At 55.8% G+C, this 26238-nt stretch carries 17 protein-coding genes and 4 pseudogenes; 7 read left to right on the plus strand and 14 right to left on the minus strand.

The window, feature by feature from the left end; genetic code table 11:
• Positions 1–232: 232 nt before the first annotated feature.
• Positions 233–2443: an LTA synthase family protein gene (locus HDC32_RS01140; RefSeq protein ID WP_184742138.1), complete on the minus strand. Its 2211-nt coding sequence runs from the start codon at positions 2441–2443 to the stop codon at positions 233–235.
• A gap of 298 nt (positions 2444–2741) precedes the next feature.
• On the opposite strand from HDC32_RS01140, the gene nhaA reads away from it, so the two are divergent.
• The 4 genes from nhaA to HDC32_RS01160 all read left to right on the plus strand — a co-directional run bounded on the left by nhaA (position 2742) and on the right by HDC32_RS01160 (position 7669).
• Positions 2742–3938 (plus strand): Na+/H+ antiporter NhaA, encoded by a 1197-nt coding sequence (gene nhaA / locus HDC32_RS01145; RefSeq protein WP_131696403.1) that lies wholly within the window; start codon positions 2742–2744, stop codon positions 3936–3938.
• 273 nt (positions 3939–4211) lie between these two features.
• The gene (locus tag HDC32_RS01150; RefSeq protein WP_131696402.1) at positions 4212–5165 is read left to right on the plus strand and encodes a TAXI family TRAP transporter solute-binding subunit; all 954 of its coding nucleotides are present in this window, start codon (positions 4212–4214) and stop codon (positions 5163–5165) included.
• 81 nt (positions 5166–5246) lie between these two features.
• Complete coding sequence (locus HDC32_RS01155; RefSeq protein ID WP_184742141.1) at positions 5247–7274, plus strand: TRAP transporter permease; 2028 nt, start codon at positions 5247–5249, stop codon at positions 7272–7274.
• Positions 7271–7669, plus strand: coding sequence for a DUF1850 domain-containing protein (locus tag HDC32_RS01160; protein WP_131696400.1), 399 nt, complete (start codon positions 7271–7273; stop codon positions 7667–7669). The genes HDC32_RS01155 and HDC32_RS01160 overlap by 4 nt, the downstream gene beginning before the upstream one ends.
• Before the next feature lie 69 nt (positions 7670–7738).
• Here the strand turns inward: HDC32_RS01160 and dctM are convergent, their stop codons facing one another.
• The 4 genes and pseudogenes from dctM to HDC32_RS01180 all read right to left on the minus strand — a co-directional run bounded on the left by dctM (position 7739) and on the right by HDC32_RS01180 (position 12007).
• Positions 7739–9022 (minus strand): C4-dicarboxylate TRAP transporter large permease protein DctM, encoded by a 1284-nt coding sequence (dctM, locus tag HDC32_RS01165; protein ID WP_145338181.1) that lies wholly within the window; start codon positions 9020–9022, stop codon positions 7739–7741.
• On the minus strand, positions 9019–9651 hold the full coding sequence (locus tag HDC32_RS01170; protein ID WP_145338180.1) for a TRAP transporter small permease: 633 nt from the start codon (positions 9649–9651) through the stop codon (positions 9019–9021). The genes dctM and HDC32_RS01170 overlap by 4 nt, the downstream gene beginning before the upstream one ends.
• A gap of 67 nt (positions 9652–9718) precedes the next feature.
• A complete protein-coding gene (locus HDC32_RS01175) occupies positions 9719–10714 on the minus strand; it encodes a TRAP transporter substrate-binding protein (RefSeq protein WP_131696397.1) in 996 nt (331 codons plus the stop codon).
• A 434-nt stretch (positions 10715–11148) separates the two neighbouring features.
• Positions 11149–12007: pseudogene (locus HDC32_RS01180) on the minus strand (universal stress protein).
• 250 nt (positions 12008–12257) lie between these two features.
• Here HDC32_RS01180 and HDC32_RS01185 point away from each other — a divergent pair.
• A complete protein-coding gene (locus tag HDC32_RS01185) occupies positions 12258–13232 on the plus strand; it encodes a TerC family protein (protein WP_131696396.1) in 975 nt (324 codons plus the stop codon).
• A gap of 9 nt (positions 13233–13241) precedes the next feature.
• Here HDC32_RS01185 and HDC32_RS01190 read toward each other — a convergent pair.
• The 3 genes and pseudogenes from HDC32_RS01190 to HDC32_RS01200 all read right to left on the minus strand — a co-directional run.
• Positions 13242–13808 (minus strand): annotated as a pseudogene (locus HDC32_RS01190) (transposase); the annotation flags it as partial.
• Positions 13809–13896: 88 nt separating this feature from the next.
• Positions 13897–17136, minus strand: coding sequence for an ATP-binding protein (locus tag HDC32_RS01195; RefSeq protein WP_184742143.1), 3240 nt, complete (start codon positions 17134–17136; stop codon positions 13897–13899).
• A 113-nt stretch (positions 17137–17249) separates the two neighbouring features.
• The gene (locus HDC32_RS01200) at positions 17250–17402 is read right to left on the minus strand and encodes a hypothetical protein (protein ID WP_178116792.1); all 153 of its coding nucleotides are present in this window, start codon (positions 17400–17402) and stop codon (positions 17250–17252) included.
• A gap of 381 nt (positions 17403–17783) precedes the next feature.
• On the opposite strand from HDC32_RS01200, the gene HDC32_RS01205 reads away from it, so the two are divergent.
• Entirely contained in the window at positions 17784–18827 is a 1044-nt protein-coding gene (locus HDC32_RS01205) for an NAD-dependent epimerase/dehydratase family protein (RefSeq protein WP_131696394.1), read from the plus strand.
• Between the two features lie 13 nt (positions 18828–18840).
• On the opposite strand, the pseudogene HDC32_RS01210 reads toward HDC32_RS01205, so the two are convergent.
• The 5 genes and pseudogenes from HDC32_RS01210 to HDC32_RS31945 form a co-directional block, all read right to left on the minus strand.
• A pseudogene (locus HDC32_RS01210) lies at positions 18841–19149 on the minus strand (MerR family transcriptional regulator); the annotation flags it as partial.
• Between the two features lie 100 nt (positions 19150–19249).
• A pseudogene (locus HDC32_RS01215) lies at positions 19250–19920 on the minus strand (aldehyde dehydrogenase family protein); the annotation flags it as partial.
• Positions 19921–20605: 685 nt separating this feature from the next.
• Positions 20606–21259 carry a hypothetical protein gene (locus tag HDC32_RS01220; RefSeq protein ID WP_184742145.1) on the minus strand — a complete coding sequence of 218 codons (654 nt, stop codon included), beginning with the start codon at positions 21257–21259 and terminating at the stop codon, positions 20606–20608.
• Positions 21260–21393: 134 nt separating this feature from the next.
• Positions 21394–21741: a chorismate mutase gene (locus HDC32_RS01225; RefSeq protein WP_145338175.1), complete on the minus strand. Its 348-nt coding sequence runs from the start codon at positions 21739–21741 to the stop codon at positions 21394–21396.
• An 88-nt stretch (positions 21742–21829) separates the two neighbouring features.
• On the minus strand, positions 21830–23692 hold the full coding sequence (locus tag HDC32_RS31945) for an NAD(P)-binding domain-containing protein (protein ID WP_260403567.1): 1863 nt from the start codon (positions 23690–23692) through the stop codon (positions 21830–21832).
• Positions 23693–23809: 117 nt separating this feature from the next.
• Here HDC32_RS31945 and HDC32_RS01240 point away from each other — a divergent pair, with 117 nt between their 5' ends.
• Positions 23810–24670, plus strand: coding sequence for a LysR family transcriptional regulator (locus HDC32_RS01240; RefSeq protein ID WP_184742147.1), 861 nt, complete (start codon positions 23810–23812; stop codon positions 24668–24670).
• Between the two features lies 1 nt (position 24671).
• Here the strand turns inward: HDC32_RS01240 and HDC32_RS01245 are convergent, their stop codons facing one another.
• Entirely contained in the window at positions 24672–26183 is a 1512-nt protein-coding gene (locus HDC32_RS01245; RefSeq protein ID WP_256663582.1) for an MFS transporter, read from the minus strand.
• Positions 26184–26238: the final 55 nt, after the last annotated feature.

The following is a 26238-nucleotide window of genomic DNA, read 5'->3' on the forward strand; positions in this document are numbered from 1 at the left end:
TGTGTCAAAATGTTTTGGTGATAAGTTTAATCTTCTACATTTTTATCTAATGTTGCAGGCAACCGAACACTGCGCGAATCAAAAATGGGGGAGGAGTAAATACTACTGATGTTTTTAAGAAAGCTCTGTTTATTCAATATTTAGGGTATACGGCTCTTGCAACATTCCTGTGTTGCCTTGTTTAACCCGGAATATTAATGCGTTCAACTTAATCCCAGTTATGCATAGCGCCCTAACTTGATTTAGCTACGTTATCAACTTGGGACTCTTCCAGCGCGTCCGGTGCTTCTAGCAACTCGGTAATCACGCTAAAGTCACTTACTTCAACGGCACCTAGCCCATAGCCAAGCAGGTGGAACGAGAACGCTTTACGCGGCTGCGGATTATCGAAACTGAAGTCCATCTCCAGCGGCTGATCGGCAGTGACGACCATTTCTGCTGGCAGCCCCAGTGGCACATCCTGCTCCAACTCCTTGGCTTTCAGCAGGATGTAGGCGTTCTGCTGTGGATCTAAAGAGCGCACGGTCAGGCGCACGCGTGTTTGTGAGCCCTTGGGCATTTCCAGATACTGAGCACCGATCAGGTTGTCGGCCCAGTCATCCTTGATCTGTGCCTGAAGAGGGATGATGGTGGGACTGCCGAACTGGTAGTGCTGATTCAACGGTGTCCGGATCAGCGAATGATCCAGCGCCGAGGCTTTTGCTGTGATTTCTCGTGCTCGTTTGCCCCCGTACTGTCCAGCAAGGATAGCGTGATCGGCAATGAACCCTGCGCTATTGTAATTCCTGCAACGCTGTTGAAAGTCACACTCGATCAAGGTGCCTTGGCCATCGTGATAACGCAGCTTGTCGTTGGTGAACGACATGATCTCGCGGCCTGTTTCATAGTCACGAAACAGCGAGCGACCGCTCAAGGCTGAGGGGACAGGTAAGGCGAAATAGTCGAGTATTGAGGCACTCAGATCGACATGCCCATAGACCCCAGACTTTACCTTGGGCAACTGATCCTGCTCGGGCGCTAACATCAGGTTGAAACCCCAAGAGGAAGCTAGGCGCACTCCATCAATTCCGTGAGATTCGTCCGAGGTGATCACCACCAAGGTGTTTTTCAAGATGCCTTGGCGTTCCAGGCCGTTGAGGAATTGCCCGAGGGCATCATCCAGATATCCGACGGCAGCCTGCTTGGGTGTGTCGTAGCGCTCAAGATAGTTCTGAGGGGCCGAATAGGGTTGGTGGGTGCCAACGGTCAGCAGGGTCAGCATCCATGGTTTTTTCTGCTTTTTCAGCTGGCCGACGTAGTCGAGCGCCCCTTCGAAGAACGCCTTGTCATCTTTGCCCCAAGGAAACTCCAGATAGTTACTGTTGGTGAACCATTCCAAGCCATGGGTGGCATCGAAGCCGATGTGCGGCATGATCTTGTCTTTTGCCATGAATCGAAGGCCTGCACCCTGAAGGTAGTGCGTGGCAAACCCGTTCTTATGCAACTGGGCTGGCAGGCAGGCTTGGTTGCGCTCGCTCTGGGTCAACATTTCGAGGCCTTTTGGCGTGCCGTTGTCCAGCTTGTCGTAATCGCCGCAAAGCATCGCGTAAAGGCCGCGAATGGTTTGATGGCTATGCAGTACATAGTCCGGCGTATTCATGCCGCGCTCTGCCCAACGACTGAGGTTGGGCATGAGGTTTTCTTGATAGCTGCTGTGCAGGGCTTGGCGGTTGACGCCGACGTAAGCGCCGGGAATACCTTCCAGCGCGATGATCAACACATTGCGCGCACGCCCCGGTGCCGCGAGCAATTTTTGTCCGTCCAAATCGAGTTGAGTGAGCCCCGCCATTTGCGGTGGGACATCGACAACATCACCCTCCAACCACTCTTCTGCGCTTGCCTGAACATCGCCAACGCTCGCGGCCATCAACTGATGCGGGAGGTTGAACAAGCGCCACTGGTCTTCTTCTGAGGGGTACAAGTGCTGAGCGCCCCAATGGGCGATCAATAGCAGTAGCGGTGCTCCCCACGCGCTTCGTGGCAAGCCCGGAGCGGGAGTGGAGCGCCCCAGATACTGCGTGATCAGCCAAATCACCAGTCCAAGGAACAGAGTGGCGGCTAGCCAAGGCTGGGCGAAACCACCACCGGTAGAGTTTTCCAAAAACTGAGGGTCGATCAGGTAGTGCAGGTCTGAGGAGTTTGGAAGCCTACCGACCGCGCTGACCAGCTCAGCAGTCGCCAGTGTCATAAGTCCCCATGCCAGCAGCACTGGAAGTGCTAACCACCAAGGACGGCGATGCAGGAGTACGATGAGCAGGCTCGCAATTCCCACATCCGAAAGGTAGCCGAGTGGATTCGACCAGCCCAGTGCCGCACGCATGGACACAGGCACGATCAGAACCAATCCGATCAAAGTGATAAGGCGTGCATAGGGTTGTCGTAACCAGCGACGGATAATGTTCACAGAGTCCTTCCAGACATTAAATCTTCATACAAGTGTGCTGGATGGTATCAAGCGATGGGAAGGCTGAGCGGGTTATTCGAAAAGGGCAGGGCACGGGGTATGGAGCCGATGGGCGGCATGTATATTGTTTCGCATGCCAATAGGTTCTGGTCTAAAACCCCATTCCAGAGCACTGAACAAAAAACATTGATGCCAGGTTATGGTCTTGTACATTAACTGTTTCAGGCTGTTTAACGCCGCCGTTTTCGTGTAGGCCAGATGTTAATCTATTACCTTTTAAGTGATCCCAAGGACGTTGATGACCAAGCATCAAGCTAAAGCCGAAACCCCTCGAGCGGCCGCGATTCTGGCTCGCTTTCTGTCATCGGAATCCGCTGGCGGTCTCGTGTTGATGGGGGCTGCTCTGGCCGCTCTGATTGTTGCTAACTCGCCCCTATCCCAGAATTACTTTGCAGCCTTGCACAGTGTTTGGATGGGCATGTCTGTAGAGCATTGGGTGAATGATGGCCTGATGGCGATCTTCTTCCTGATGGTCGGGCTCGAAATCAAACGAGAAGTGCTGGCTGGTGGGCTTTCCACTTGGGGGCAACGCGCCTTACCTGGATTTGGGGCTTTGGGCGGCATGGTGGTTCCTGCGCTGATCTACATCGCAATCAACTGGGGTAATCCTGAGACCCTGGGGGGGTGGGCGATCCCGGCCGCTACTGACATCGCATTCGCCTTAGGTGTTTTGTCGTTGCTGGGTAAGCGAGTCCCGACTTCGCTGAAAGTGTTTCTGGCTGCCTTAGCGATCATTGACGATCTGGGCGCGGTGGTGATCATCGCCTTTTTCTACACCTCGGGCCTTTCCATGCCGATGTTGCTGGCCTCGCTTGCTACCCTGGTCATTCTGATCGCAATGAATCGATTGGGCGTAAGGCGATTGTTCCCGTATCTCCTGGTCGGTGGTGTGCTGTGGTTCTTCGTGCTGCAATCGGGTGTACATGCCACGCTGGCGGGTGTCGCTGTGGCGCTGTGCATCCCCATGGGCAAGCCAGAAGAGGAAGCCCGATCTCCGCTGCTTTTCCTGGAAGAGAAGCTGCACATGTGGGTAGCGTTCGCAGTGGTGCCGATTTTTGGTTTTGCCAACGCGGGTGTTTCATTGGCCGGTATTTCGATGGAGAACCTGGTCGATCCGGTTCCGTTGGGTGTAGCTCTGGGGCTTTTGGTGGGCAAGCAGGTCGGTATTTTCCTATTGGCTGCTCTGGCCATTCGTATGGGCCTGGCCAAGCTCCCGGAAGGGAGTACCTGGGTTCAACTCTATGGCGTAGCACTGTTGTGCGGCATTGGTTTCACTATGAGCCTATTCATTGGCAATCTGGCGTTCGCCGGATCAGCTCTTTTGATTGATGAAGTCAAAGTCGGTGTATTGATCGGATCGATTCTGGCAGCGTTCGGCGGCGTTATAGTCCTTCGCCGCAGCAGCGTCCTAACGAGTGCTGCCGTAGCCAAATAATCTCTCTTGATATGACCACAGTATTTCTCGAAGCCTAGAAATACTGTGGTTTAGAAGCCTGCGTCGAAAAGCGATTCAGGCCTACAGCGAGAAATGGACGTTGAAAGCAAGCTCCGTGCATTGCTCGGAGAGTACATCCCGATTAGGGGCCATTGCAGCGACTGAACGATAACCCCAAAATTATTAGGCTAACTCAGCTTCCCACTCAAGGCGTTGGTTTCGACTACAGTAGAAAGACTCTGCATTAAGCCATAACAAGACGGAGAGTTTTCCATGCGAGTAAACAAACGCTTTAGCCTCTTTGCGGCCACCGCTGCGTTGACAGTCTCGTGCGCAGCTAACGCCGCACCTGTGTTCATAAATATCCTTACAGGTGGTACTAGCGGGGTTTATTACCCCATTGGGGTTGGGCTGTCACAGATATACAGCGATGGGATACCGGGGGCGAAGACTTCTGTCCAAGCGACAAAAGCCTCGGTGGAAAATCTCAACCTTTTACAAGCTGATCGTGGGGAGCTCGCTCTGGCGCTTGGGGACTCTGTGGCGGATGCAAAAAACGGTGTGGAAGATGCAGGGTTCAAGGCCCCGCTGACAAAGTTGCGAGCAATTGCAGGAGCCTATCCGAACTACATTCAAATTGTTGCGAACAAAGAGTCCGGCATCAAAACCTTGGCGGATCTGAAAGGGAAAACCATCTCCGTCGGCGCCCCCAAGTCCGGTACCGAGCTGAACGCGCGTGCGATCTTCAAAGCGGCGGGATTGACGTACGAAGACATGAGCAAAGTCCAATACCTACCCTTTGCGGAGTCGGTCGAGCTGATCAAAAACCGTCAGTTAGATGCCACGCTTCAGTCCTCGGGGTTAGGAATGGCGGCCATCCGCGACCTTTCCTCAACCATGTCATTGAACTACGTCTCCATCCCTCCTGATGTGGTTTCGAAAATCGGCAATGCCGCGTATCAGCCTGCACAAATTCCAGCCAATACCTATGACGGACAGCCTGAGTCAGTGCCTACGGTGGCGATCACCAATATTTTGGTGACGCGCGAGAATGTCTCGGATGACGTTGCCTACCAGATGACCAAGCTGATGTTCGAAAACCTCACTCGTTTAGGTAATTCTCACTCAGCCGCCAAGGACATCAAGTTGCAAAATGCTACCAAGAATCTGCCCATTCCACTTCACCCCGGCGCCGAGCGCTACTACAAGGAAGCTGGAGCGCTGTAATCCAAAAATGCGCCACGGGGATGGTCGCTAGAGCGATAGAGCGGTTCGTACCCTTCTATGTAGTTTTGATGCAGGTACCCAATGAGCGAAGATCATCATGGCATAGCCGCCAACCCACGCGACTGGCCTAAGACGCTGTTCTACGTGGCGTTGTTGTTTTCAGTTTTCCAGATTATCACCGCTGCGTTTGCGCCTGTTTCCAGCCAGGTGCTGCGCGCGGTGCACGTTGGTTTCCTGCTGTGGGTGGTGTTTCTGAGTTACCCGGCGTATGGCAGAACGCGACCTTGGCAGCCGTTGGCCTGGATATTGAGTCTCGCCGGGATTACCACTGCCTTGTATCAATGGTTCTTCGAGGCGGATTTGATCCAGCGTTCGGGTGACCTGACATCTGCAGACATGGTCGTTGGGCTGGTATTGATCGCATTGGTGTTTGAGGCGGCTCGTCGGGTGATGGGTATCGCATTGCCCGTCATCTGTGGACTGTTTTTGGCATACGGTTTATTGGGTGAATACCTGCCAGGCGACCTGGCACATCGAGGCTACGGATTGGATCAAATCGTCAACCAGCTGTCATTCGGCACCGAGGGGCTCTACGGCACACCAACCTACGTTTCCGCTACCTATATTTTCCTGTTCATTTTGTTCGGTTCCTTTCTCGAACAGGCGGGAATGATCAAATTGTTTACTGACTTCGCAATGGGATTGTTTGGCCACAAACTCGGAGGACCGGCAAAAGTATCGGTCGCGTCATCGGCTTTGATGGGGACGATCACAGGCTCAGGCATTGCAAACGTTGTCACGACCGGACAGTTCACGATTCCATTGATGAAGCGCTTCGGCTACAAGGCAGCATTTGCTGGCGGCGTAGAGGCAACTTCGAGCATGGGCAGCCAACTGATGCCGCCTGTGATGGGGGCTGTCGCTTTCATTATGGCGGAAACAATTAATGTCCCGTTTGTAGAGATCGCCAAAGCTGCGTTAATTCCAGCCATCCTGTATTTCGGTTCGGTGTTCTGGATGGTTCACCTTGAGGCAAAACGCTCCGACCTTAAAGGGCTACCCAAAGACCAATGTCCCAGCGCATGGGTTGCGGTAAAGGAAAGCTGGTATTTGCTGATTCCGCTTTTTGTCCTGGTCTACCTGCTGTTTTCCGGACGTACCCCACTGTTCTCCGGGATGGTGGGTCTGGCGCTGACAGCCATCGTTATTCTCGGTTCGGCAATCATTTTTCAGGTGTCCAGTTTCGCGTTGCGATGTGCTTTTTGGATCGCTCTGGGTGTCCTCTGCGTCGGTTTTTTCCAGTTGGGTATCAGCGTGATCTTTGCGGTGATCGCCACGTTAGTGGTCATCTGTTGGTTTATTCAGGGAGGCCGAGAAACCCTGAGTATTTGCCTGCATGCGTTGGTCGAAGGTGCTCGTCATGCTGTGCCGGTCGGGATTGCTTGCGCGCTAGTGGGAATCATCATCGGTGTAGTGTCATTGACGGGCATAGCCTCGACCTTCGCCGGTTACATACTGGCCATCGGCAGGGATAACTTGTTGTTGTCACTCATACTGACGATGGTTACCTGCCTGGTCTTGGGTATGGGTATCCCGACGATTCCCAACTACATCATCACCAGTTCGATTGCAGCACCCGCTTTGCTTGAGTTGGGTGTGCCGCTGATCGTGTCGCACATGTTCGTTTTCTATTTCGGAATTCTTGCAGACCTTACCCCTCCGGTTGCCTTGGCATGCTTTGCCGCAGCGCCCATTGCCAAGGAAACAGGATTCAAGATCAGTTTGTGGGCGGTTCGTATTGCACTGGCAGGATTCGTCATTCCGTTCATGGCGGTCTACAACCCTGCGCTAATGTTGCAAGGCGACAATTTGTGGATGACTGCCTATATGTTAGTCAAGACGATGTTGGCCGTTGGCCTTTGGGGAATGGCGTCCACAGGTTATCTGCAACAGAAGATGCCGGTTTGGGAGCGTTTATTGTGTTTCGCGGCAGGTGCTTTGTTGGTCGTTGCGCTGCCGTTGACCGACGAAATCGGTTTTGTGCTGGGTGTGTTGCTGATCCTTCAGCATGTCTGGCGGTCTCGCCGTGGCGGACTGGCCAGAGCATGATCGGCTTGTGCCTGGGTTTGGCGGGGGTCGCCTGGGCCCAACTCCCAATCTCAAGCTTTACACTGGCTTGGAATCACACAATCGAAAAAATTCGTTGGGAAGAAGACTACCGTGTCTCGGAGCAAGGGCTCGTTCTTATGGAGGCAAGGGTCAAAGGAAATGGCGCGGGTATGGAAATTCCCGCAGAGGCGAGATTGGAAAAAGGCAGCTGGCACTATCAGCGCCACCTACCACCCATGCAGCCGCTGAACCTGGGACGTACTCCGGAAGCAGGTGACTACCAGTTGTGCTTTGATCAGCATTGTCACGAGATGAGTGAGTGGCTGGGGCCACCTGTCAGCAATCCGTCCTCGGTGGAGCTATGGAGTTGCGTGACGGACTCAGAACAACACTAAGTGGCCGGGGTAGCGCAAACGTGAAAGTCCTGTCCGGATACGAACGTCCAGTACCCGGACAGGCAGGTATCAGCTCATGCCCAGCCAGCTTGGCAAAGCCAGGGAGATCCAAGGCACGTAGGTAATCAGAATCAGGAACAGGAGCAGTATCATCAGCCAGGGCATGGCTGCTCTGATGGTTGCAGGCAGCGTCATACCTGTCACAGCAGAGGTCACGAACAGGTTCAGACCCACGGGTGGAGTGATCAAGCCGATTTCCAGATTCACCACCATAATGATGCCAAGGTGAATGGGATCGATACCCAGCTTCATGGCGATGGGAAACAGTATCGGTGCCAGGATCAGGATGATTGCCGAGGGCTCCATAAAGGCCCCTGCAATCAACAGCACAATGTTCACCACAAGCAGGAACATCACCGGTGTCAGCCCCGCTTCAATCACCCACGCGGTGATCTGTTGCGGTAGCTGCTCAGTGGTCAAAACGTGCGCGAAGAGCATGGCGTTGGCAATAATGAACATCAGCATGATGCTCAGCTTGGCCGAGTCCAGCAGGACCTTTGGCGTTTCGCGGAACGTTAAGTCTTTGTAGACGAACAAGGCAATGAAGGCCGAGTATACGGCCGCCACCGCCGCCGCTTCGGTCGGGGTAAACATCCCGGAGTAGATACCTCCCAGGATGATGAACATCAGCAGTAGACCCCAGATCGCCTTGCGTGCCGTGCTAAGCCATTCACGGAACGTCGCGCGCGGCATGGCGGGCAGCTTTTTCTTCACGGCGACGATGTAGATCGCCACCATCAACGCCAGCCCCAGAAGCAGGCCTGGTAACACGCCAGCCATAAACAGTTTGCCGACTGACGTTTCGGTCGCGGCTGCGTAGACCACCATCACGATCGAGGGTGGAATCAGGATACCCAAGGTCCCGGCGTTACAGACGATCCCCGCACCGAAGGCTTGCGGATAACCGGAGCGGACCATGCCGGCAATGGCAATTGAACCCACCGCCGCCACAGTGGCTGGGCTCGATCCGGAAAGGGCAGCGAACAACATGCACGCCAATACGGCAGCGATAGCCAGACCTCCACGTATATGGCCGACACAGGCATTGGCAAAGTCAATCAGCCGCCGAGCGACGCCACCGGTGGTCATGAAGGCACCCGCGAGCAGAAAGAACGGGATGGCCAGCAGCGTGTAGTGCTCCGACGTCTCGAACAGTTTAATCGCCAGAGAGCGCACAGAGTCGGGACTGAAGAAAACGATGGTCAACGAGCCCGCCAACCCCAGGGATATGGCAATGGGAACGCCGATGAACATCAGCACGAACAGCATCACAAACAGGAAGGCAATGGTCATGACTTGTCATCCTCGTGTTCGGTCAGTTTCAACGCGTCTGCGGTTTCATCCGCCAGGCCCAGGCCGGTCTGCCTGTTTTGCAGGATACGCACGAGAATTTCAGCGAATCGGATGAAGACCAAGGCAAAACCTACGGGGACGATCAAGCCGATGTGCCATTGCATGATCCCGTACTGGCCCAAGTCTTCGGCACCTATCTGGGCAATCATCAGGGTCTGGATCCAGCCGAAACTGGCGATGCTGAGCAGTCCGGCATACGTCAGGCAGCAAAGACAGGCAATGATGCCAATGACCCGTTGCACCGGTTTGCTCGCCAGCTTGACCAGAGCGTCAACGCCGATATGACCAGCGGTTCGGACGCCGTACGACAACCCGAAAAAAATCAGCCAGCCAAACAAAGCCTTGGTCAGTGAGGTGCTCCAGGTCATGGCTTGTGCCATACCCATGACGCCGTCGCCGATGGCGAACAGCGATTCCCTGGCGCTTTCCCAGCTCTCGGCGAGGCGGTAGAACAGGGTGTAGAGGTTGTTGAGGACAACGTAGACGAATGTGACCAACGTCATTGCGGCCAAAAGGAAGACGATGAAACCTTCCTCGAAGTGTTCCCAGATGCGCCGAAGGGCATTCATGGATGGCATCTCCTGTAGCGAATGACAGGCAGGTGCTGCCAGGAGGGCAACACCTGTCGTCCACCGATCATTGGGCCTGGTTGGCAGCTTCAGCGGCAGTGATCAGCTCGGCGCCGATATCGCCTTCGAACTTCTTCCACACCGGTTTCATCGCTACACGCCATTGGTCGCGCTGCTCAGGCGTCAGGATGATGATCTCGGTGGTTTTGGCCGCGATGATGCTCTGCTTGGCGTTCTGATTCAGTTGCTCGGCCTCTTTGTTCACATGCGCGGTGACTTCGACGAGGATCTTGTCCAGTTCGCCACGAAGCTCCGGCGATAAACCGCTCCAGAATTTGGTGTTGGTGATCAGCATGTAGTCCAGTACACCGTGGTTGGATTCGGTGATGTACTTCTGTACTTCATGCATTTTCTGGCTGTAGATGTTCGAGTAAGGATTCTCCGCGCCGTTGACGACACCGGTCTGCAAGCCCTGATAAACCTCGGCGAAGCTCATCTTGCGCGGATTGGCGCGTATGACCTTGAACTGCTCCTCGAGCACGGCAGAGGCCTGCACCCGGAACTTCTGGCCACGGGCATCACCCGGCACTCGTAGCGCTTTGTTCGCGGACAGTTGTTTCATCCCGTTGTGCCAATAGGCCAGTCCTGTGATGTTTTTGTCTTCCATGGACTTGAGCAGTGCCTGGCCCTGCGGGCTCAGTTGGAAGCGGTCAACAGCGGTGATGTCATCAAACAGGAAAGGCAGGTCGAACAGTTGAACGGTCTTGGTGTAGTGCTCGAACTTGGCCAGCGACGGTGCAATCATCTGTACATCCCCGAGCAGTAAGGCCTCCATCTCTTTGCCATCGCCAAACAATGAAGAGTTGGGATAGACCTCGACCTTGACCTTGCCGGGCAAGCGTTCTTCCACCAGTTTCTTGAACATCAGGGCGCCCTGACCTTTGGGAGTCTGCTCTGCAACGACGTGGGAGAATTTTATAATCACCGGATCTGCAGCCATGGCCATGCTCATGGTGCCAAGTGCAAGGGTGCATGCGACTGCTTTCCACATAGGTTTGAACATTGGGGGTTTCCTCTTGTTTTAGTTTTCCGTGCAATTCCATGCTCTGGAAAGCATGTGCACAGCGGACAAGAGCAAGTCTAGGCAGAAAACTGCCGTTTGGAGGGTGATGACCGAATGTAGTTTAAAATCTTGTATGTAATGGGTGAGCTTCTGCGGAAACACACTCTTACAATTTAATGCTTGGGACGATTGCGCCAAGGATTAACGGAGAGTGACTTAAGAGTTATCGACATATTTTTCCCTGGTGAACCAGAGTTGCCGGTGCTGATGCCGTTTTGATTCAGCCTACCGGAAGCAGTTGACCTACCTGAATACCTGGTAATCGATGGTCTTATGCGTGTCCTACAGACCGCCCAAGTTCATCTGAAGTCAGCAGCCTGGGTAAAAATGACATCAGCCCCGCAGCCGGTTGGAATAATGGTGTTTTTTTCCGCTCATTGATCCACTTCTCCCTTGATGGCCAAAACGCTGCAGGGCACCTTATACAAAACATGCTCCGTGGTACTGCCGATCAGCTTGTCTACCCCTTTATGATGAGTGTTTCCCATTACGAAGACATCCGCTCGAGTGTGAGTGGCAAACTCGGCCATCGCTTTGGTTGGCGGCCCTGCTATGAAGTGTTGCCGCTCAGGTGGCACGCCGTGGCGTCCAGCCAAGGCAATGAAGCACTTTTCAAGTGACCGGCGCACGTCGTTGCTGAAGCCTGGCATCGTCACGGCACCAGCACCTGCATCAGAGAAATGTGTGTGTCAGTTCATAGGCATACAGCATGTGCAATTCAGCATCACATTGCGTCGCCAATTCGTTCGCCGCCTGAATGACGCTGTCGTTGATTCCGCTGATCTGACCCTCTGGATGCGATGGGTCAACCGCTGCCACAATCACCCGAGGAAGCGGACACCTGACTTCGCTGACCAGATGTACGGGGGGCGGACATTCGCGCAACAACTGCCAATCCAAAGGCGTGACGAATACGCGTTTGAGCGCTGATTCATGATGTACGTCCTTGATAATCAGGTCCGGCTGCATTTCAGCCACATGCCCAAGGATCTCTTGCAGCGGGTCACGGGTCAATGCAACTTCGGTGGTCACATTGATGCCCTTCCTGCGAATGAGTTCGGCCTCATCCTTCAACCACTGCAGGTTCTCCTGCCGGCAACTCTCACGAAGCTGTTCACTGTTGCTCATTAACCGCATAAGGTCGAAGTCTTCGATGAACACCGCGATATGCAGCGCTGCGCCTGTAGCGTCGGCCAGTGCGATTGCCCGCTCCATCGCCGGCGAGTGACGCATGGTTGGGCCTGCGACCAGAAAGAGTCGTTGATAGGTTTGGCAGTTGGCAAGCGTTCGAATGGTCTGCAGGTCTTTCCATCTCGATCGAGCATTAAACGAGGCTGCTGGAGCCGTGCGCATCGCCTCTTGCGTTGTCTTCGTTACTTCGTAAAAAACGAACTATTCGCATCGAATAAACGATTTTTATTGATGTGATCGACTCATTAGCATGATTCCTCAAGTCTATTGCTGCATCACGAGGAGACCTTAGATGACCGCAATCAGCGTTGGCGAACCCTGGATGTGGGCCGCCTTCATCGTGTTCGTCCTTGCCATGCTGGCGCTCGATCTGTTCGTCTTCGGCGGGCGCAAGGCGCATCGTGTTTCGGCGCGCGAAGCGCTGGCCTGGGTCACCGCCTGGATGAGTTTGGCGCTGGTCTTCGCCCTCCTGCTGTGGTGGTATTTGCGCAGCACGTTCGGCGCCGAAGTGGCCCAGCGCACCACGCTCGAATTCCTGACGGGCTACCTGATCGAGCAGTCGCTGTCGATCGACAACATGTTCGTTTTCGTGATGATCTTCGGCTACTTCGCCGTGCCGCCAGAGTTGCAGCGCCGCGTCCTGCTTTACGGCGTGCTCGGTGCGATCATCATGCGCGCCGGTATGATTTTCGCCGGTGTCTGGCTGGTGCAGGAGTTTGCCTGGCTACTCTATGTCTTTGGTGGTTTCCTCGTAATCACCGGCATCAAGATGCTGATTTTCGCCAACCAGCAGCCAGACCTCGAAAAGAACCCTTTGCTGCGCTGGCTGCGCAGGCATCTTCGCATCACCGACGGCTTTCACGGCGAGCGTTTCTTTGTGCGCCAGAACGGCCTGCGCTGGGCGACGCCGATGTTCCTGGTGCTGGTACTGATTGAGGCCAGCGACCTGGTATTCGCTGTTGACAGCATCCCGGCTATCTTCGCCGTTACCACCGACCCCTTCATCGTGTTCACTTCCAACATCTTCGCCATCATGGGCCTGCGGGCACTGTATTTCCTGCTTGCGGACATGGCCGACCGCTTCCACTTGCTCAAGTATGGCCTGGCCATCGTGCTGATGTTCATCGGCGGCAAGATGCTGATCGCGCCTTGGTGGCACGTGCCGATCCAATGGTCGCTGACCACAGTCGGCGGCATCATCTTGATTTCGGTCCTGTTGAGCCTGACTTTGACGAAGAGCAAAACACGGGTTACGGGAGAACAGTGATGAATCAGAGATGTTCGGGATATCCAACCGTTCGACCGTCGCACGTTTATAGGCATGAGAACCTGGCTGTTTGCTCACGAGGTCAAGCTCACGCATCAAGCTGCGCACTTTGAACCGACCGAGTTGCTCACCATCGTCACGCATCAACGAGATAATGCTACGGCTGCCGGCAGCACTGCGACTTTGTGAAAACAACTCGCTCACCCGACTGCACAACCGAAGCCGCTCGACATCAGGCAATCGGCTCATGGACGCTCAGCTGATTGATCAGCGCGTACGCTCGTGATCTTCCGACATCAAGAGCGCGGTAGCCTTTTTTAATATGGATTTCTCTCGCTCAAGGCGAGCGATCCGAGCTTCCGACTCCTGAATTTTTTGCTGTTCCGGGGTCAGCGCTTTGCTTTGCGGGGTGACGCCTTGGCGTTCCTTCTGAACCTGCTCAACCCAGCGGCGTAGCGCTGACTCGCCGACGCCGAGTGAACGACTGGCTTCGATGTAGCTGTAGTTTTGCTTAAGCACGAGGCCGGCAGCCGCGCGTTTGAATTCAGCAGAAAAGGAACGGCGCTGTTTGGTCATCTGACACCTCAATCTGGCGAGCATTCTCGCCTAAATGGGTGTCCGGTTTCATTAGACCACTACAGTCTGACCCACGACAGCCACTTGCTCATGCAGGGCTGTCGGCCGTCATCCGGGGGTGAGCCGGTAGCAACTCCATAACCTCACAGAAAAGCTTGCGTTGCGCCCAGTCATTGCGATCTCCAATCACGTACAAGCGGCGCTTGGCACGGGTGACAGCGACGTTGAGCAGATTAGGCTTGGAAACGGCCCATTCGCGAGCGCCACCGTTTTCACTGCTTCCGCCCAGGACGAGGATGATCACTGCTGCTTCCTTTCCTTGCATGGTGTGAATCGTGCCGCGTACGATCTTGGCGTGTAATCGATCCTTGAGTTGGTTACGCACGTCCTGAAAGGGTGTGATAACGGCGATGCTATCCAGCGGCACACCGTCGCCATCAAGCATGGCCAACAGCCGTTCTAGCACCTTGCCTTCACTGTCGACCCAATTGCCAGAAGAACGGCCACTCGCGTGCACCCAGCCGGTGGGTAGGCGGGCCGGCGTTTCCTTGACGGGCGAAGGCGCGAGGGTGCCATAGACCATGGCTCCGTCGTAGGCGATGCGATTAGCAAGGTCGAACATCGGTTTGTCACAGCGACGGTGCACCACCAATGGCAGGCCGACCCAGCATTTCTTGTCTTTAGGGCCCGCCATACGACCCCAAGGAGTGGCTTGGTCGGCCAAGGTCTGAGCAGACTGGCGATTGGGCAACCAGTGAGCGTCGACTTGATAGCGGTTGCGCATGTGTTCGAGTACGGCATCGGATACGGTAACGATCGGCTCCAATTGTAGCGGATCACCAACCAGCACAGCCCTGCGAGCACGCCACAGGGCACCCACCGCAGCCTGTGGGGTAGCTTGACCGGCTTCATCCACCAACAACCAGCCAATTTCCCCGCAGCCAAGGCTGCCGAAAGAGCGGGCGAACGAGGCGAAGGTACTGCTAAGCACTGGCACTACCATGAACAGTGATGCCCATGCCGAACGCACCACGGCTGGGGACACTCCGCGGTATCGACTGCCGGTGAGCGTACTAGTGATGAAGTCCAAGTTTGCGCGCAAGCGCGAGGCTTCGATCTGGAAGAACACGCGGTGCAACTTGAGTGCCTCGATGAATACCTTTGCCCGGGCCTGGCGCGAGCCTTCGATTATCCAAGGTTCGAGCAGCTCTATATCGCTGCCTCTACCGATCCGGCCTTGTTCGAGCCAGACCTGCAGGTGCTTGGCCCCGCCAGCCTGCGCAATGTTGCGAGCCTTTTCGATCTGCAGGGAGGCGTGGAGTACGGCTTCGTTGATCTCCTGTTCATCCTTAGCCAATTGTCGATTGAGTTCAGTGAGCTGGCCGACGAGTCGTTGCACTTGACGTTGAACACTGTCGAAGGCGTCCTTGGCCAAGGCGTGGGCGCTATCGAGCAGGCGTTGCCGGGCTGCCCACGTGCGATGAGCCCCCCAGAGGCTGAATAGGTTGGCGAGAAACCCCGGTTTTTTTGCCAGGTGTGCTTCAAGGACCTGAAGCTCGCGTTGCAGTTGCTCGCGGGCGGACGTGAGCTGCCGTGTTTCCAGCTTGGCTTGTTCGTCATTAAGACTGCTGCGTAGGGTCAGACGGATTTGGCGCTCCTGTTCCTTCTGATGTACTCGGGCCTTGGCGCTGATCACTGCCTGAATCCGTTCGAGAATGTCGCTGGCTTGAGCGCGTATCGCTTGTTCGGCGCTCTTGGCGTCCTGGTATTGCTTGACGGCGGCGCGCCAGAGCATGTTTTTATCGGTGGACGAGAGCGACTTCATGTATGCGGCTTGCTCGGCCAGCCATTCGCGCATGCCTTTGGGGGCTGGCTGATCGTCCGTGCTGTTCGCTACGGACGCCTCGGGCGTTGGATCGCCGTCGTACAGATCCTCGCCCAAGTCGCTGTTGTCGAGAGATGTTGGTTGGGAGGGCGCGGATTCGTCTCTAGTCTTCGTCGCGTTGGGCGGACGCTTGCCATAAAAAAAGCGGTCGACGAACTGAGTGCGCTTGGCTTTGCTACCCAGTGCCGAAGAGATCATTGCCCATGCTGGCTTGCCGCTGGTGAGCTCGCCCAGTTCACTGAAGTACTCGGCATCTGGCAGCCAGGACGGGTCAACTTTATCCAGTTGGGGCAACTCGAGCGTTACGTTCTCCACGGCGCCATTATTGGAGGAGGCTACCACCATCTCGAAGCCAAACAGGCGTGGATTGAGTTGATAGGCAAAGCGCTCACGTCCGCCATCGTTGGCGGATTCGCGACCGTCCTGGATGAAGGCATCCGAGGCCCTGCCCAGCGAGGCCAATACGTCGGCTCGTTGGGTCACCACCGCCGCAATCAGGTCCCGGAGCAGGGTGGTCTTCCCGGTACCCGGCGGACCGTTGACGCCCATGATGCCGGTGCCGTTGCTGAGGGTCTGGAGCAGGCTGTTGACTGCCAGTTGTTGGGAGTGCACCAACCCCAAATGCCGTTCGGCAGGCCAGCAGCCTGCTGCATAACGCGAGGGCGCAAGGCGGTCGATCAGCGCCAGATCTGCTTCGGGTTTGTCGAGATGCAGGCGCTGGGTTGAGTCGTGGTGGCTCAGGTAACGGGCTAAAGGCTCGCTTGTTTCGCCACGTGCCAGGGCATCGGCCATGTCGGCCAGATCGCTCAGTAGGAAGCTGTTGAGCGGGTCGTCTTCCTGTTCGGGCTTGTTGGGGTTAATCGGTGCTGAACGGAAACGGTGTACGCGCGACTCGTCTGCGAAAAAATCATCGAGCCCCAGGGCCTGACGAATATAGTTTGTCAGGCGCGAAAGGTCGGTCGCCAAGACTACGCCACCGAGTAGACTTTTAGTCTGTTCGCGAAGAAAGTCCTGGGTCTCCTCGAAGCCGCGTGTCCAATCTTTCTGGTTGATGGCGCAGCCGACGAACCATGCCTCGCTGGATAACACCAGGCTGTCGACCAGCATCATTCCCTGATCGTTGAACTTGAGCGCGTACAAGGCGGAGAGCCTATGCTGTGGCTCCTTGTAGCCTTTGTCGGCTCCGTAAAGCGCTTCCAACTGGCGAGAAACGTCTACGTTGCTGTAGAGGTGCGCGTAGAGCGTGTGGCTCCATACGCGCTTGTTGGGCAGGCGCTGCCGGCTCAGTAGGTTGGCTGGCATCCAAGGGAGAATTTGGGCCGAGGTGGGGATGTCTTGGAAAAACGGCTGGTAGTCGCTGTCGCGCTTTTTCAGCTTTGGGACTGCCTGAGGTTGCAGCAGCTCGACGGAGTGCCAGTAGCGAACGATATTTTGCGAATTCATTTACTACGTCCTTGAAAGCGCTGGGGCTTGGATTCCTGACAGGGAAGGATATCAGGCATGCTGCATCGTTTCCTGGCGCCGGGGTGCGGAAGCGATGCTGATCGTGGGCCGGGTCACTTACCTGAGGGATACCAGGTGGCGTAGTTGTGGGTGTAATCCTCTTCCAGATCGATGACTTCTTCGCGGATGCCGGATAATACATCCGGTTCTCGGCCCAAAGCTGGGCTCAATTCGCGCTCTGCTAGCTCTTGGACCACGTAGGCCATGCCTTGCCATTTGTGGCGCCAGGCCAGCAGCTGTGGCCGCGTCTCAATGACAGTCGCGAGAAAGCCGTGGGCAGTAATGTCGTACTCTGGCCATGAAGTTCTATTACAAGCTATCGGGGTCCCCGAAGAACATCTGTCCTAAGGGGCAGATGATTAAGACATTGTTTTATATGATTTTTTTAAACTTGGTACGTTCGTGTCATAACTGCCAAACAATGATATTTTGCTAAGTTCTCATTATAGATGTGTCTAGATATGTCCGAGGCGCTGAAATCAGAAAACTGAACTAACGTACCGACGATTACTTGACTCTGCCCCATGGGACACCTCGTATGCTTTTTTCAAGCGCACACTCTGGCGCGCTGCCAACAAGGAGTTCCTGTGAAAGGTTTATGTCTGGTGACGGGTGCCAACGGCCATCTGGGCAATACCTTGGTGCGAGCGTTGCTCGGCCAGGGCTATCGGGTTCGAGCCGGCGTTCGTGATATCCATAACCACGCACCCTTTGCCGGGCTGGACTGCGAGTTGGTGTATGCCGAGTTAATGGACAGTGCGGCCTTGGACAAGGCGTTGGAGGGCGTGGAGGTACTGTTTCAAGTGGCCGCCGTGTTCAAGCACTGGGCGCGCAACCCGCAGGCCGAGATTGTCGAGCCGAATATCCAGGGCACACGGCGTGTGCTGCAAGCCGCTTCACGGGCGAGTGTGCAGCGTGTGGTCTACGTCAGTTCGGTGGCCGCCGTCGGTCATGATGGTACGGCGCTGGATGAGGCGCACTGGAATACGGAAAGCGAAAACGCCTACTACAAATCGAAGATTCTCTCCGAGCAGGCAGCCTGGCAGTGCGCTGAGGCGTTGGGGTTGAGCATGGTATCGGTATTGCCTTCGGCCATGGTTGGCCCCAATGCTGGCTACCTCACGGATACCATGGGCTTCCTTCAATCGGTTCGGCGGCGGCAGATGCCCTTTGATCCGGGGTTTCGTTTCAACTTCGTCGATGTTCGTGATGTGGCCGACGGGATGATACTCGCCGCCGAAAAGGGCCGGCCGGGGCAGCGCTATATCCTGGCCAATGAGCGTTCGTCGCCGCTCAGCGATTTGATCGCGGCCGCCAACACCCAGGCGCCTGGGTATCGCCAGCCTGTCTCAGCGCCACGCTGGCTACTGCTGGGCGTGGCCTGGCTGCAGGAACGCTGGGCGCAATTAATGGGCATACCCGCCCAGTTGCTCTTGAGCCAGGTGCGCCTGTTTCACAACGTGGCGCAGGAATACAACATTACCAAGGCGAAAAACGAATTGGGTTTCAACCCACGGCCGCCTGAAGTGGCCTTGAGGCAAGCGTTTGCTTATCTGCACAGACAGGCGCATCAACCTTATGAAGACCCGCCACAGGGCGAGGCGCAAACATTGAGTTCATCTCGCTTTTGAGTTCAATCAAGTGAAGATCAAGCGCCTGCAGTTCGGCGATCCTGTCCTGGACTTGCCGGCGCTTGTCGTCGACGGCCTGGTTGGCCAACGCTAGCGGAAAGGACTTCAACTTGTTTTTTGCGGCAATCAGCGGGTTCATCTCGGCCAGCTTGAACCCGGCCACCTGCGCCTTGCGTATGAGGTGGACGATTTCCAAGTGGTGAGCATTGTAGAGGCGATAGCGCCCCTCACGCTCCGGCTCGTTGATCAGGCCCATTTGCTCGTACAGTCGAATGGCTTTTGGGGTGCAGCCGGTCAGTTCGGCGAGTCGTCCAATGAACATCTGTCAATTCCTTATGTGAGACATCAAATACTCTAGCGTTGTTTGATCGCCAGAGCTGCAAAAGCCGTTACATGAAAATCGAAAAATGTCGAGATTGGGCTCAGTAGCGAATCATCACTGACTTCAGCTCGGCGTAGTCATCAATGAATGCGCTGCCGAACTCCCGGCCTATTCCTGAGGATTTGTTGCCGCCAAATGGCACCGCCGAGTCCAGCATCGTGTGCATGTTAACCCACACCGTGCTGGCTTCGATGGCAGGCACCATGCACAGGGCTTTGCTCAAGTCGTTTGTCCAGAGGCTGGCGCTCAAGCCGTAGGGTTCATCAAAGCCAGCAGTTTTTCTTCGCTGTCGTACGGCAAGAGCGTGGCGATGGGCCCGAAGGTTTCCTCGTTGAGCAGGGTGTCGCAGACACTGTTGGCGAGGATGATCGTCGGCTCGACGTTACAGCCTGGGCGGTCGATCAGGTTGCCTCCGTGAATGATGGTGTTGTTTTCGGCGCGGGTCTTGGCGAAAAACTCGCCGAGTTTGAGTTGATGCTGGCGGTAGTTGACCGGGCCAAATTTAGTGCGCTCATCCAGGGGCGAGCCGATATTCAGCGTGCTCAGGCGCTGGGCCAGTTTGTCCATGACCGCTTCGATCTGTGAACGATGCACGAAGAAGCGTTCGGCTGCGGCGCAGATTGGCCCGGAGTGCAAAAAGCCCGCTTCGATGATGCCGTTGACGGCCTTGTCCAGGCCCACATCGCGCATGAACCCGGCCGAGTTTTCCCCAGCCGCTGGTGCTTCACTCGGACAACGGCGCACCAATGAAATCGGTGACGTTACTGACAAAGATGTACGACCTGGGCATCACGCCATCGAGAGGAAGACCTCGGGTAAGCAACGACAATCCCGGAAAACGAGTCTGTACGGAGGTGGTGTTGTTCGCTCGTCGATTCCAGTGTCCACCGTTCCGCTGAAAGCTTCAGGCCGGTCTATCGAATCGCAGAGTGTCCGGTCGGAGCTATCCTCATCAATAGCCCACTTGGCCTTAGGCTGGGGGCATCCTTTTCAGACCATCCAAAGTATGCCCTCAGATATGCCCCCAATGTAGCAATCGTCTGGAAGTGAATGGATCTCCGTGGCCTATGAAAAGCCAGAAATGCTCAGCTAAACAGCCTGCCCGACAACGCCTAAAGACTCTCAGGGTCGCCGAAGAACATTTTGACTGGGCTCTAGGAGGGCGTTTTCCGTTCGATAATGATGTTATTTTTCCCTACTTTTACCCCCAATCGCATCGAGTGTGCGAGTGATCTTGAACGGCGACCTGCGACTGGCTCCAGTATGGTAGTAGCGGGTATTCGGTGCGCCTTCGCGTTCTTTTGGCAGGCACGCTAAAGCGGTGCTCCCTAGCAACGCAATAAGCGTGAGCGGGAATCTTTTTGATCAGAAGCATCCCGGTATTTATGCTCGCGTCTCAGTCAATCTTGGTTGTTTCGTGAAATATTTCTGCATAAAGCCGAGCGACGGTCGGTGTGAGGTTGTGTACTGAAGGAATCAGAAAACTTGAGTGGGGGGCGAGTCGTTTTGCGTAGATAACTTCGTACACCCTGCGCACGACTCCTGGCTCTGTTTCCTCTTGGTCTAAGCCAGGCATTATTCCTACGGCTTTGTAACCCGCATGCTCCAATGCTTGTTGCATATACGGAGCGCTGGTTGTCGCCATACCATAGATCAAGCCCGCGCCCATGGACCTTCCCATTTTTTCTCCGAGGTCTTGGGCAGCTACGGCCAGTTTGGTTTGTCTATGATGTTTGGCTACCGCGCCCACTCGCCCGAAGATGACATCAGCGTCGTCAATTTTTTCCCACGTTGCTATAGCGACGATTTCATGGTTCTGGCGGACCACGATAGCGAACATTCCCCGCTCCAGATCGTCTTCGAGCACCACGTTGTCTTCATAAAATCGCTGGTTCAGAAAAGGGCTCCCTAACCCCACCCTAATGGAGGGGAACCACGTCTGGAAAAAAATTATCGCTGCATTGATCTCCTCGCGTTTCAGGTAATCCCATGTGTAGCCAGAGGGTAAAACAGTGAAACTGCGAATTTGATCGATCGTTGGCCATATCATGCGGTTCTGCTCGTCTTGATTGTCTAATTGCCTTGCAGGAATCGGTCGGAGGAAGGGGCTTATTCAGTCGCTCTCTATCGAATTGTTTGCGATCTATCAGCAACTCCCGGGCGTCTATTGGGGGAGGCGGCGGGTTAGCCGGTGGTGTGTTCAGTCCTGAGGACAGCGCCCTTGCAGAATCTTGGGTCATGCCCGGCCGCAAATTGTCTGTGACGGTCGACCACTTCACCGATGACAAACTGCATCAGCTTCTGGACGAAGGCCGTATCGAGGTTGGCCTCCTGGGCGAGGGCTGTCAGACGTTCGTATTGATGCTGCTCTCTCTTCTTGTCCACCGCAGGCAATTGATGTCGGGCTTTGAGCAAGCCGACCTCATCAGTACAGCGGAACCGTTCAGCAAGCATGTGGATGAGTGCGGCGTCGATATTGTCGATGGTTTGTCTGATTGCCGAGAGTTGACGCGTGATGTCGGAATTTTCCATGGATAACCTCGTGGCAGTTGTTCTAAGGGGCTTGTCTGTAACCTTCCTTGGTCCTTTCATGATTGGACGGAGAACCTGAGCAGGCGCTTTACGCGGGATCGGGCATGTTCAACGATTTCTCCAACCACTGCGTGACTACCTTGAAAGCCGAGTCTGAATTGCGTTCATAGATCAATCCGTGGCCATTGCCGTGAATACCCAGTGCCGGTAGATCAAGGTGGTGAATGTTGGCACCGGCATTTCGCAGGAAAGGGACAATGCTGGAGGCGTAAGAAGCAAATGCAGATGTCTCACCTGTCACCAGCGCTACCGGAACGCCCTGCAATCCGGGAATTTTCAGGGTTGAAGGTTCTGCTGTGCGGACTTGCTCCGCCGTTGCGCGAGGCGGATCAAAGGTTAAAGGGGCGGCGGTCAGTCCCCATTCGAGGCTGCCTATACCCGGCGTATGGCCAAACACCGGCCCCATAGGCTCCACTGCCACAATCCCTGCGATCAGGTCGGGTCGACGATCGGCGACCAACCAGCCACTCGGCCCGGAAGCGGAATGCGTAACGATGATGGCCTTACCGATTCTGTCGAGCAGTTCGGCCAGTCGATCCGCGTCTAGGGTCTGCGATGCCGCAAGGTCGGCCGGCATGGGGCCGTAAGCTGCAATGAAGGCGTCAAAAGCCGCTTCATCGTCCAGCTCAAACGGCCACTGTGTTTCTCCTCCTCCTTCTGGAAAGTAGACTTCGCGGGCGCGCTCATAGGAAAACGCGGGTCCCATCGGCCCCATGATGTCGGGATGATAGGGCGATCGTCCGTGACCCGGTCGGTCGACGCGAAAGACTACAAAGCCCGCTTCGAGGAACCGCTGTGCCCATCCCGGACGACCATCGGGGGTATCCAGCCATTCAGTGCCTTGCAGCGTGCCACCGTGCACCAGCACCACGGGATAGGGTTGAGTGATGTGCTCGGGGGATTCCCAGGCTACGTACATCGGACCTTTCTGAAAGTTTTTACCGTTCTGGGTAACGCGGGCTCCCGTCACCCAGAAGTTGCCACGCCGCGTACGTTTTATCGGTGCGCTTCGCCAGGGTTGCTGGGCATGATCGGTTGATTGGGTAACTGTCTGCGTAGCGAAAACCGACCAGTCCTTGTGTCCATCTCCTCGGGCTACTGCGGATGTCATTTTCGATCGCACGGCATCGGCTGCCGGCAGTTCCAGGTCCTTGAGACGGCCCGCATCAATAGCCAGATTTATATCCTTGAGGCCAAGAGACAGTTTGAAACCCGGTTCAAAGCTGCTGTTGACGATGTTCTGCCCATACCGGTGATAACTAGGGCAGGCGAACAGGGTCTGGGTCATGAGGTTGACGAAAATAGAAGGGCTCAGTCCGTGACGTTGAACGAGTCCGGTTGCTTCGCCCAGCGACTGGATGGCTTGGGTGATCATCATGTTGCCGGCGATTTTCGCGATACACGCGTGTTCAGGCTGATCGCCCAGATACCAGGTGTTTTTCCCGAGCAGGTCAAACAGCGGTTGAACCGTCGAGACCGCTTGCTGCGATCCGGCCGCCAGGATATTCAACTCGCCGTTCGCGGCCACGGCGGGCACGCCGAAAACCGGCGCCGCGACCAGTGCCATGCCGATCGCATCATGCATGCCCTGCAACTCGACCATGAGCGAAGGCGACAAAGTCGACATCACGACATGCACGCAGGTCTTATCTGCATTTTCCAGAGCCGCGCTGGACAGCAGCACTTCCCTGACGGCGGCATCATCGGCCAGCAGGCTGATGACGACCTCTTGCTCAAAGGCCGAGGTCGGCGATTCGAGAATACTTACGCCTTCAAGATCCATGATCGCCGCGTGACTACGGTTCCATGCCGAGACGTGATGGCCTGCCCGGACGAGCAGTGTAATGATTGCTCTGCCCATGCTTCCCACACCGATAAAACCTATCTTCATTTGCAGTCCCCGGTTGGTATTCGACGAAGGAGAATGCGGACAAGTATGTCCGGCGTGGGATTGCTACGGCAGTGCCATTGCTGCACTCTCACTGTTCATTTTTGTACGGGGTAGAGCATGGACTGGAGTGATGTGCGGGTCTTTCTCGCGATTGCCCGCAGCGGGTCATTGGGCGCTGCCGCCAAGCTGTTGGGCGTAAGCCATCCGACCGTGGGGCGGCGCTTGCAGGTGCTTGAGCAGTCCAGTGGCCAGCCCATTTTTCTTCGTACCACCCAAGGTCTGGTACTGACCGACAGCGGCGAAAAGCTACTCAGCCTGGCGCAAGAAATGGAGCAAAGTGCATTGGCAATCGAAAGGCGCCTTGCGGGGGACAGCGCACAGCCCGAAGGCGTGTTGCGCATTTCTTGCGCTGACTGGTTCGCCTGTTATGTGCTCGCCCCGGTCCTGAACGAACTGGGACGACGTTATCCGCTGATCGTGCCCGAGGTCATCGCCGGGCATCGATTGTTTGACTTGGCTCGCCGCGACGCCGACATCGCGTTTCGAATCGTTCCTTTCACCGAACCCGATATTGTTCACCGCAAGCTGACTACCCTGAGCTATGGGTTGTATGCCGCCGTCGGATCTGCTGACCCCGAGCCACAGGGCGACGGGCTTGGTTTGATCACCATGAGTGTTGCCCAGTCTCATTATCCCGATGTGCAGTGGCTGCAGCAGCGTTACCCTCTGGCCCGTACCGTGTTCACCAGTAGCAGCCGCACAGTCCAGGCGCAAATGTGCGCGCAAGGGCAGGGCGTCGCCGTATTGCCCCGCGCCCTGGGTGACCAGTTAACGGCGCTGCGGCTGATTGATCCGCATGAACCGCCCCCGGGCCGCGACATATGGATGGGTTACCACCAGGACATGCGCCAGATGGACAGCCTTCGTGCTCTTGCCGACCTTGCTTCCATCATGGTCGGCAATCAGGCAGCCGGTTGACTCACTCTGCTGCGCGCATGGTCGCTGTTTGCAACTCTGCAGCAGGTTGGCGCGCCAGGGTAAGACTTAGTCCCGCGCCTACCGCCAGGCACGCCGCAATGCAGAGTATGGAGACGGTGAAGGCGTGGGTGATGGCAGCCGCGTCCGTATCCGTGCCGAGAAGGGTGTAGAAAATGCCGCCTATTATTGCGACGCTCAGTGATGTGCTGATTTGCAGGGTGGAGCTGGTAATGCCCGCAATCATGCCGGAGTACGCGGGCGCCACACGTCCTGTGATCATGCGCATCAATGTCGGAAGGGCCAATCCTTGTCCGAAACCGATCAGAAAGAGAATGACGGCAAGGGGCAGCGCCGCGGGACTGACGGTCATTGGCGTCTTTGCTACGAGCCTGGCCATTAGCACAAACCCCAGCACTTCCAGCCCCATTCCGAAGGGGTTCACGTAATCCCCGAGAAAACGCCGGAACTGATGGGTGGCGAGCGGTCCCAGCAGAAATCCCGCACCGAAAGGAAGAAAGACCAGACCTGCACTGAGTGGGCTCGTATGCAATGCTCCCTGTAAATAAATGGAAAACAGCAGGAAAAACACGCCGATTGCGTAAAAGGTCAGGGCGACGAGCAACGCCCGGCCCAGCCCAGGCGCGCGCAGTGCGGCAGGATTAAGCAACGGTGCGCCTTGCGCTTGATGCAAACGGGCTTCGTAGTGCCAGAACAGCCAGGCCAGCAGCGGCACCGCCGCCAGCGACAGCCAGGCCCACAAAGGCCAGCCCGCTTCACGCCCCTCGATCAGTGGAACGATCAGAGCCCCAAGCGTCACCATGGACAATAGCGTTCCGCCCAGATCCAGCTTGCTGGTCTGTTTCGCGCGGGTTTCCTTGACCACGGGAATGGCAATCAGAACGACCAGCAACGCAATCGGTAAATTCACCAGAAATATCGCCCGCCACCCTAAGTTCATCAGGTTGAGCGATATCAATATCCCGCCAAGTGCCTGGCCGATGACGGACGCCAGGCCAAAGACCGCGCCATAAAGGCTCAGTGCCAAGGGCTTTTCGGACTCGGGGAATATAGCCTGCACAGAGGCGAGTGCCTGGGGCGCCATGACCGCTGCCGTCACGCCTTGCAGCGAACGTCCGGCAATCAACACCCAGGATGACTCGGAAACACCGCAGATCAGTGAGGCGACGGCAAAGCCAATCAGGCCAACGAAGAACATTCTCATGCGGCCAAAGATGTCTCCAAGCCGTCCACCGGTGATCAGTGTCACGGCATAAAGCGCCGCATATGAAGAGATGATCAGCTGTTCGGCAGAGGAGGCTGTGCCCAGCGAATCCTGAATTGAGGGCAGCGCTACGTTGACGATGAAAAAATCCAGCGGTGGTAAAAACGCACCGACCAACAAGATGGCGAACATCAACCAGCGCCGCGGTTCCGGGGGGGCGATTTTTGTCTGAGGCATAAGATCTCCTTCCTGAAACCCTTCGGTTCCAGAATATTCTCGATTGCGGGTCATGTTCTGAATCAACTGGTTCCAATCTAAGCGATCAGGCCTTCGCTTACGCCTCACA

Source organism: Pseudomonas sp. JAI120 (assembly GCF_014207255.1).
Lineage (GTDB): Bacteria > Pseudomonadota > Gammaproteobacteria > Pseudomonadales > Pseudomonadaceae > Aquipseudomonas.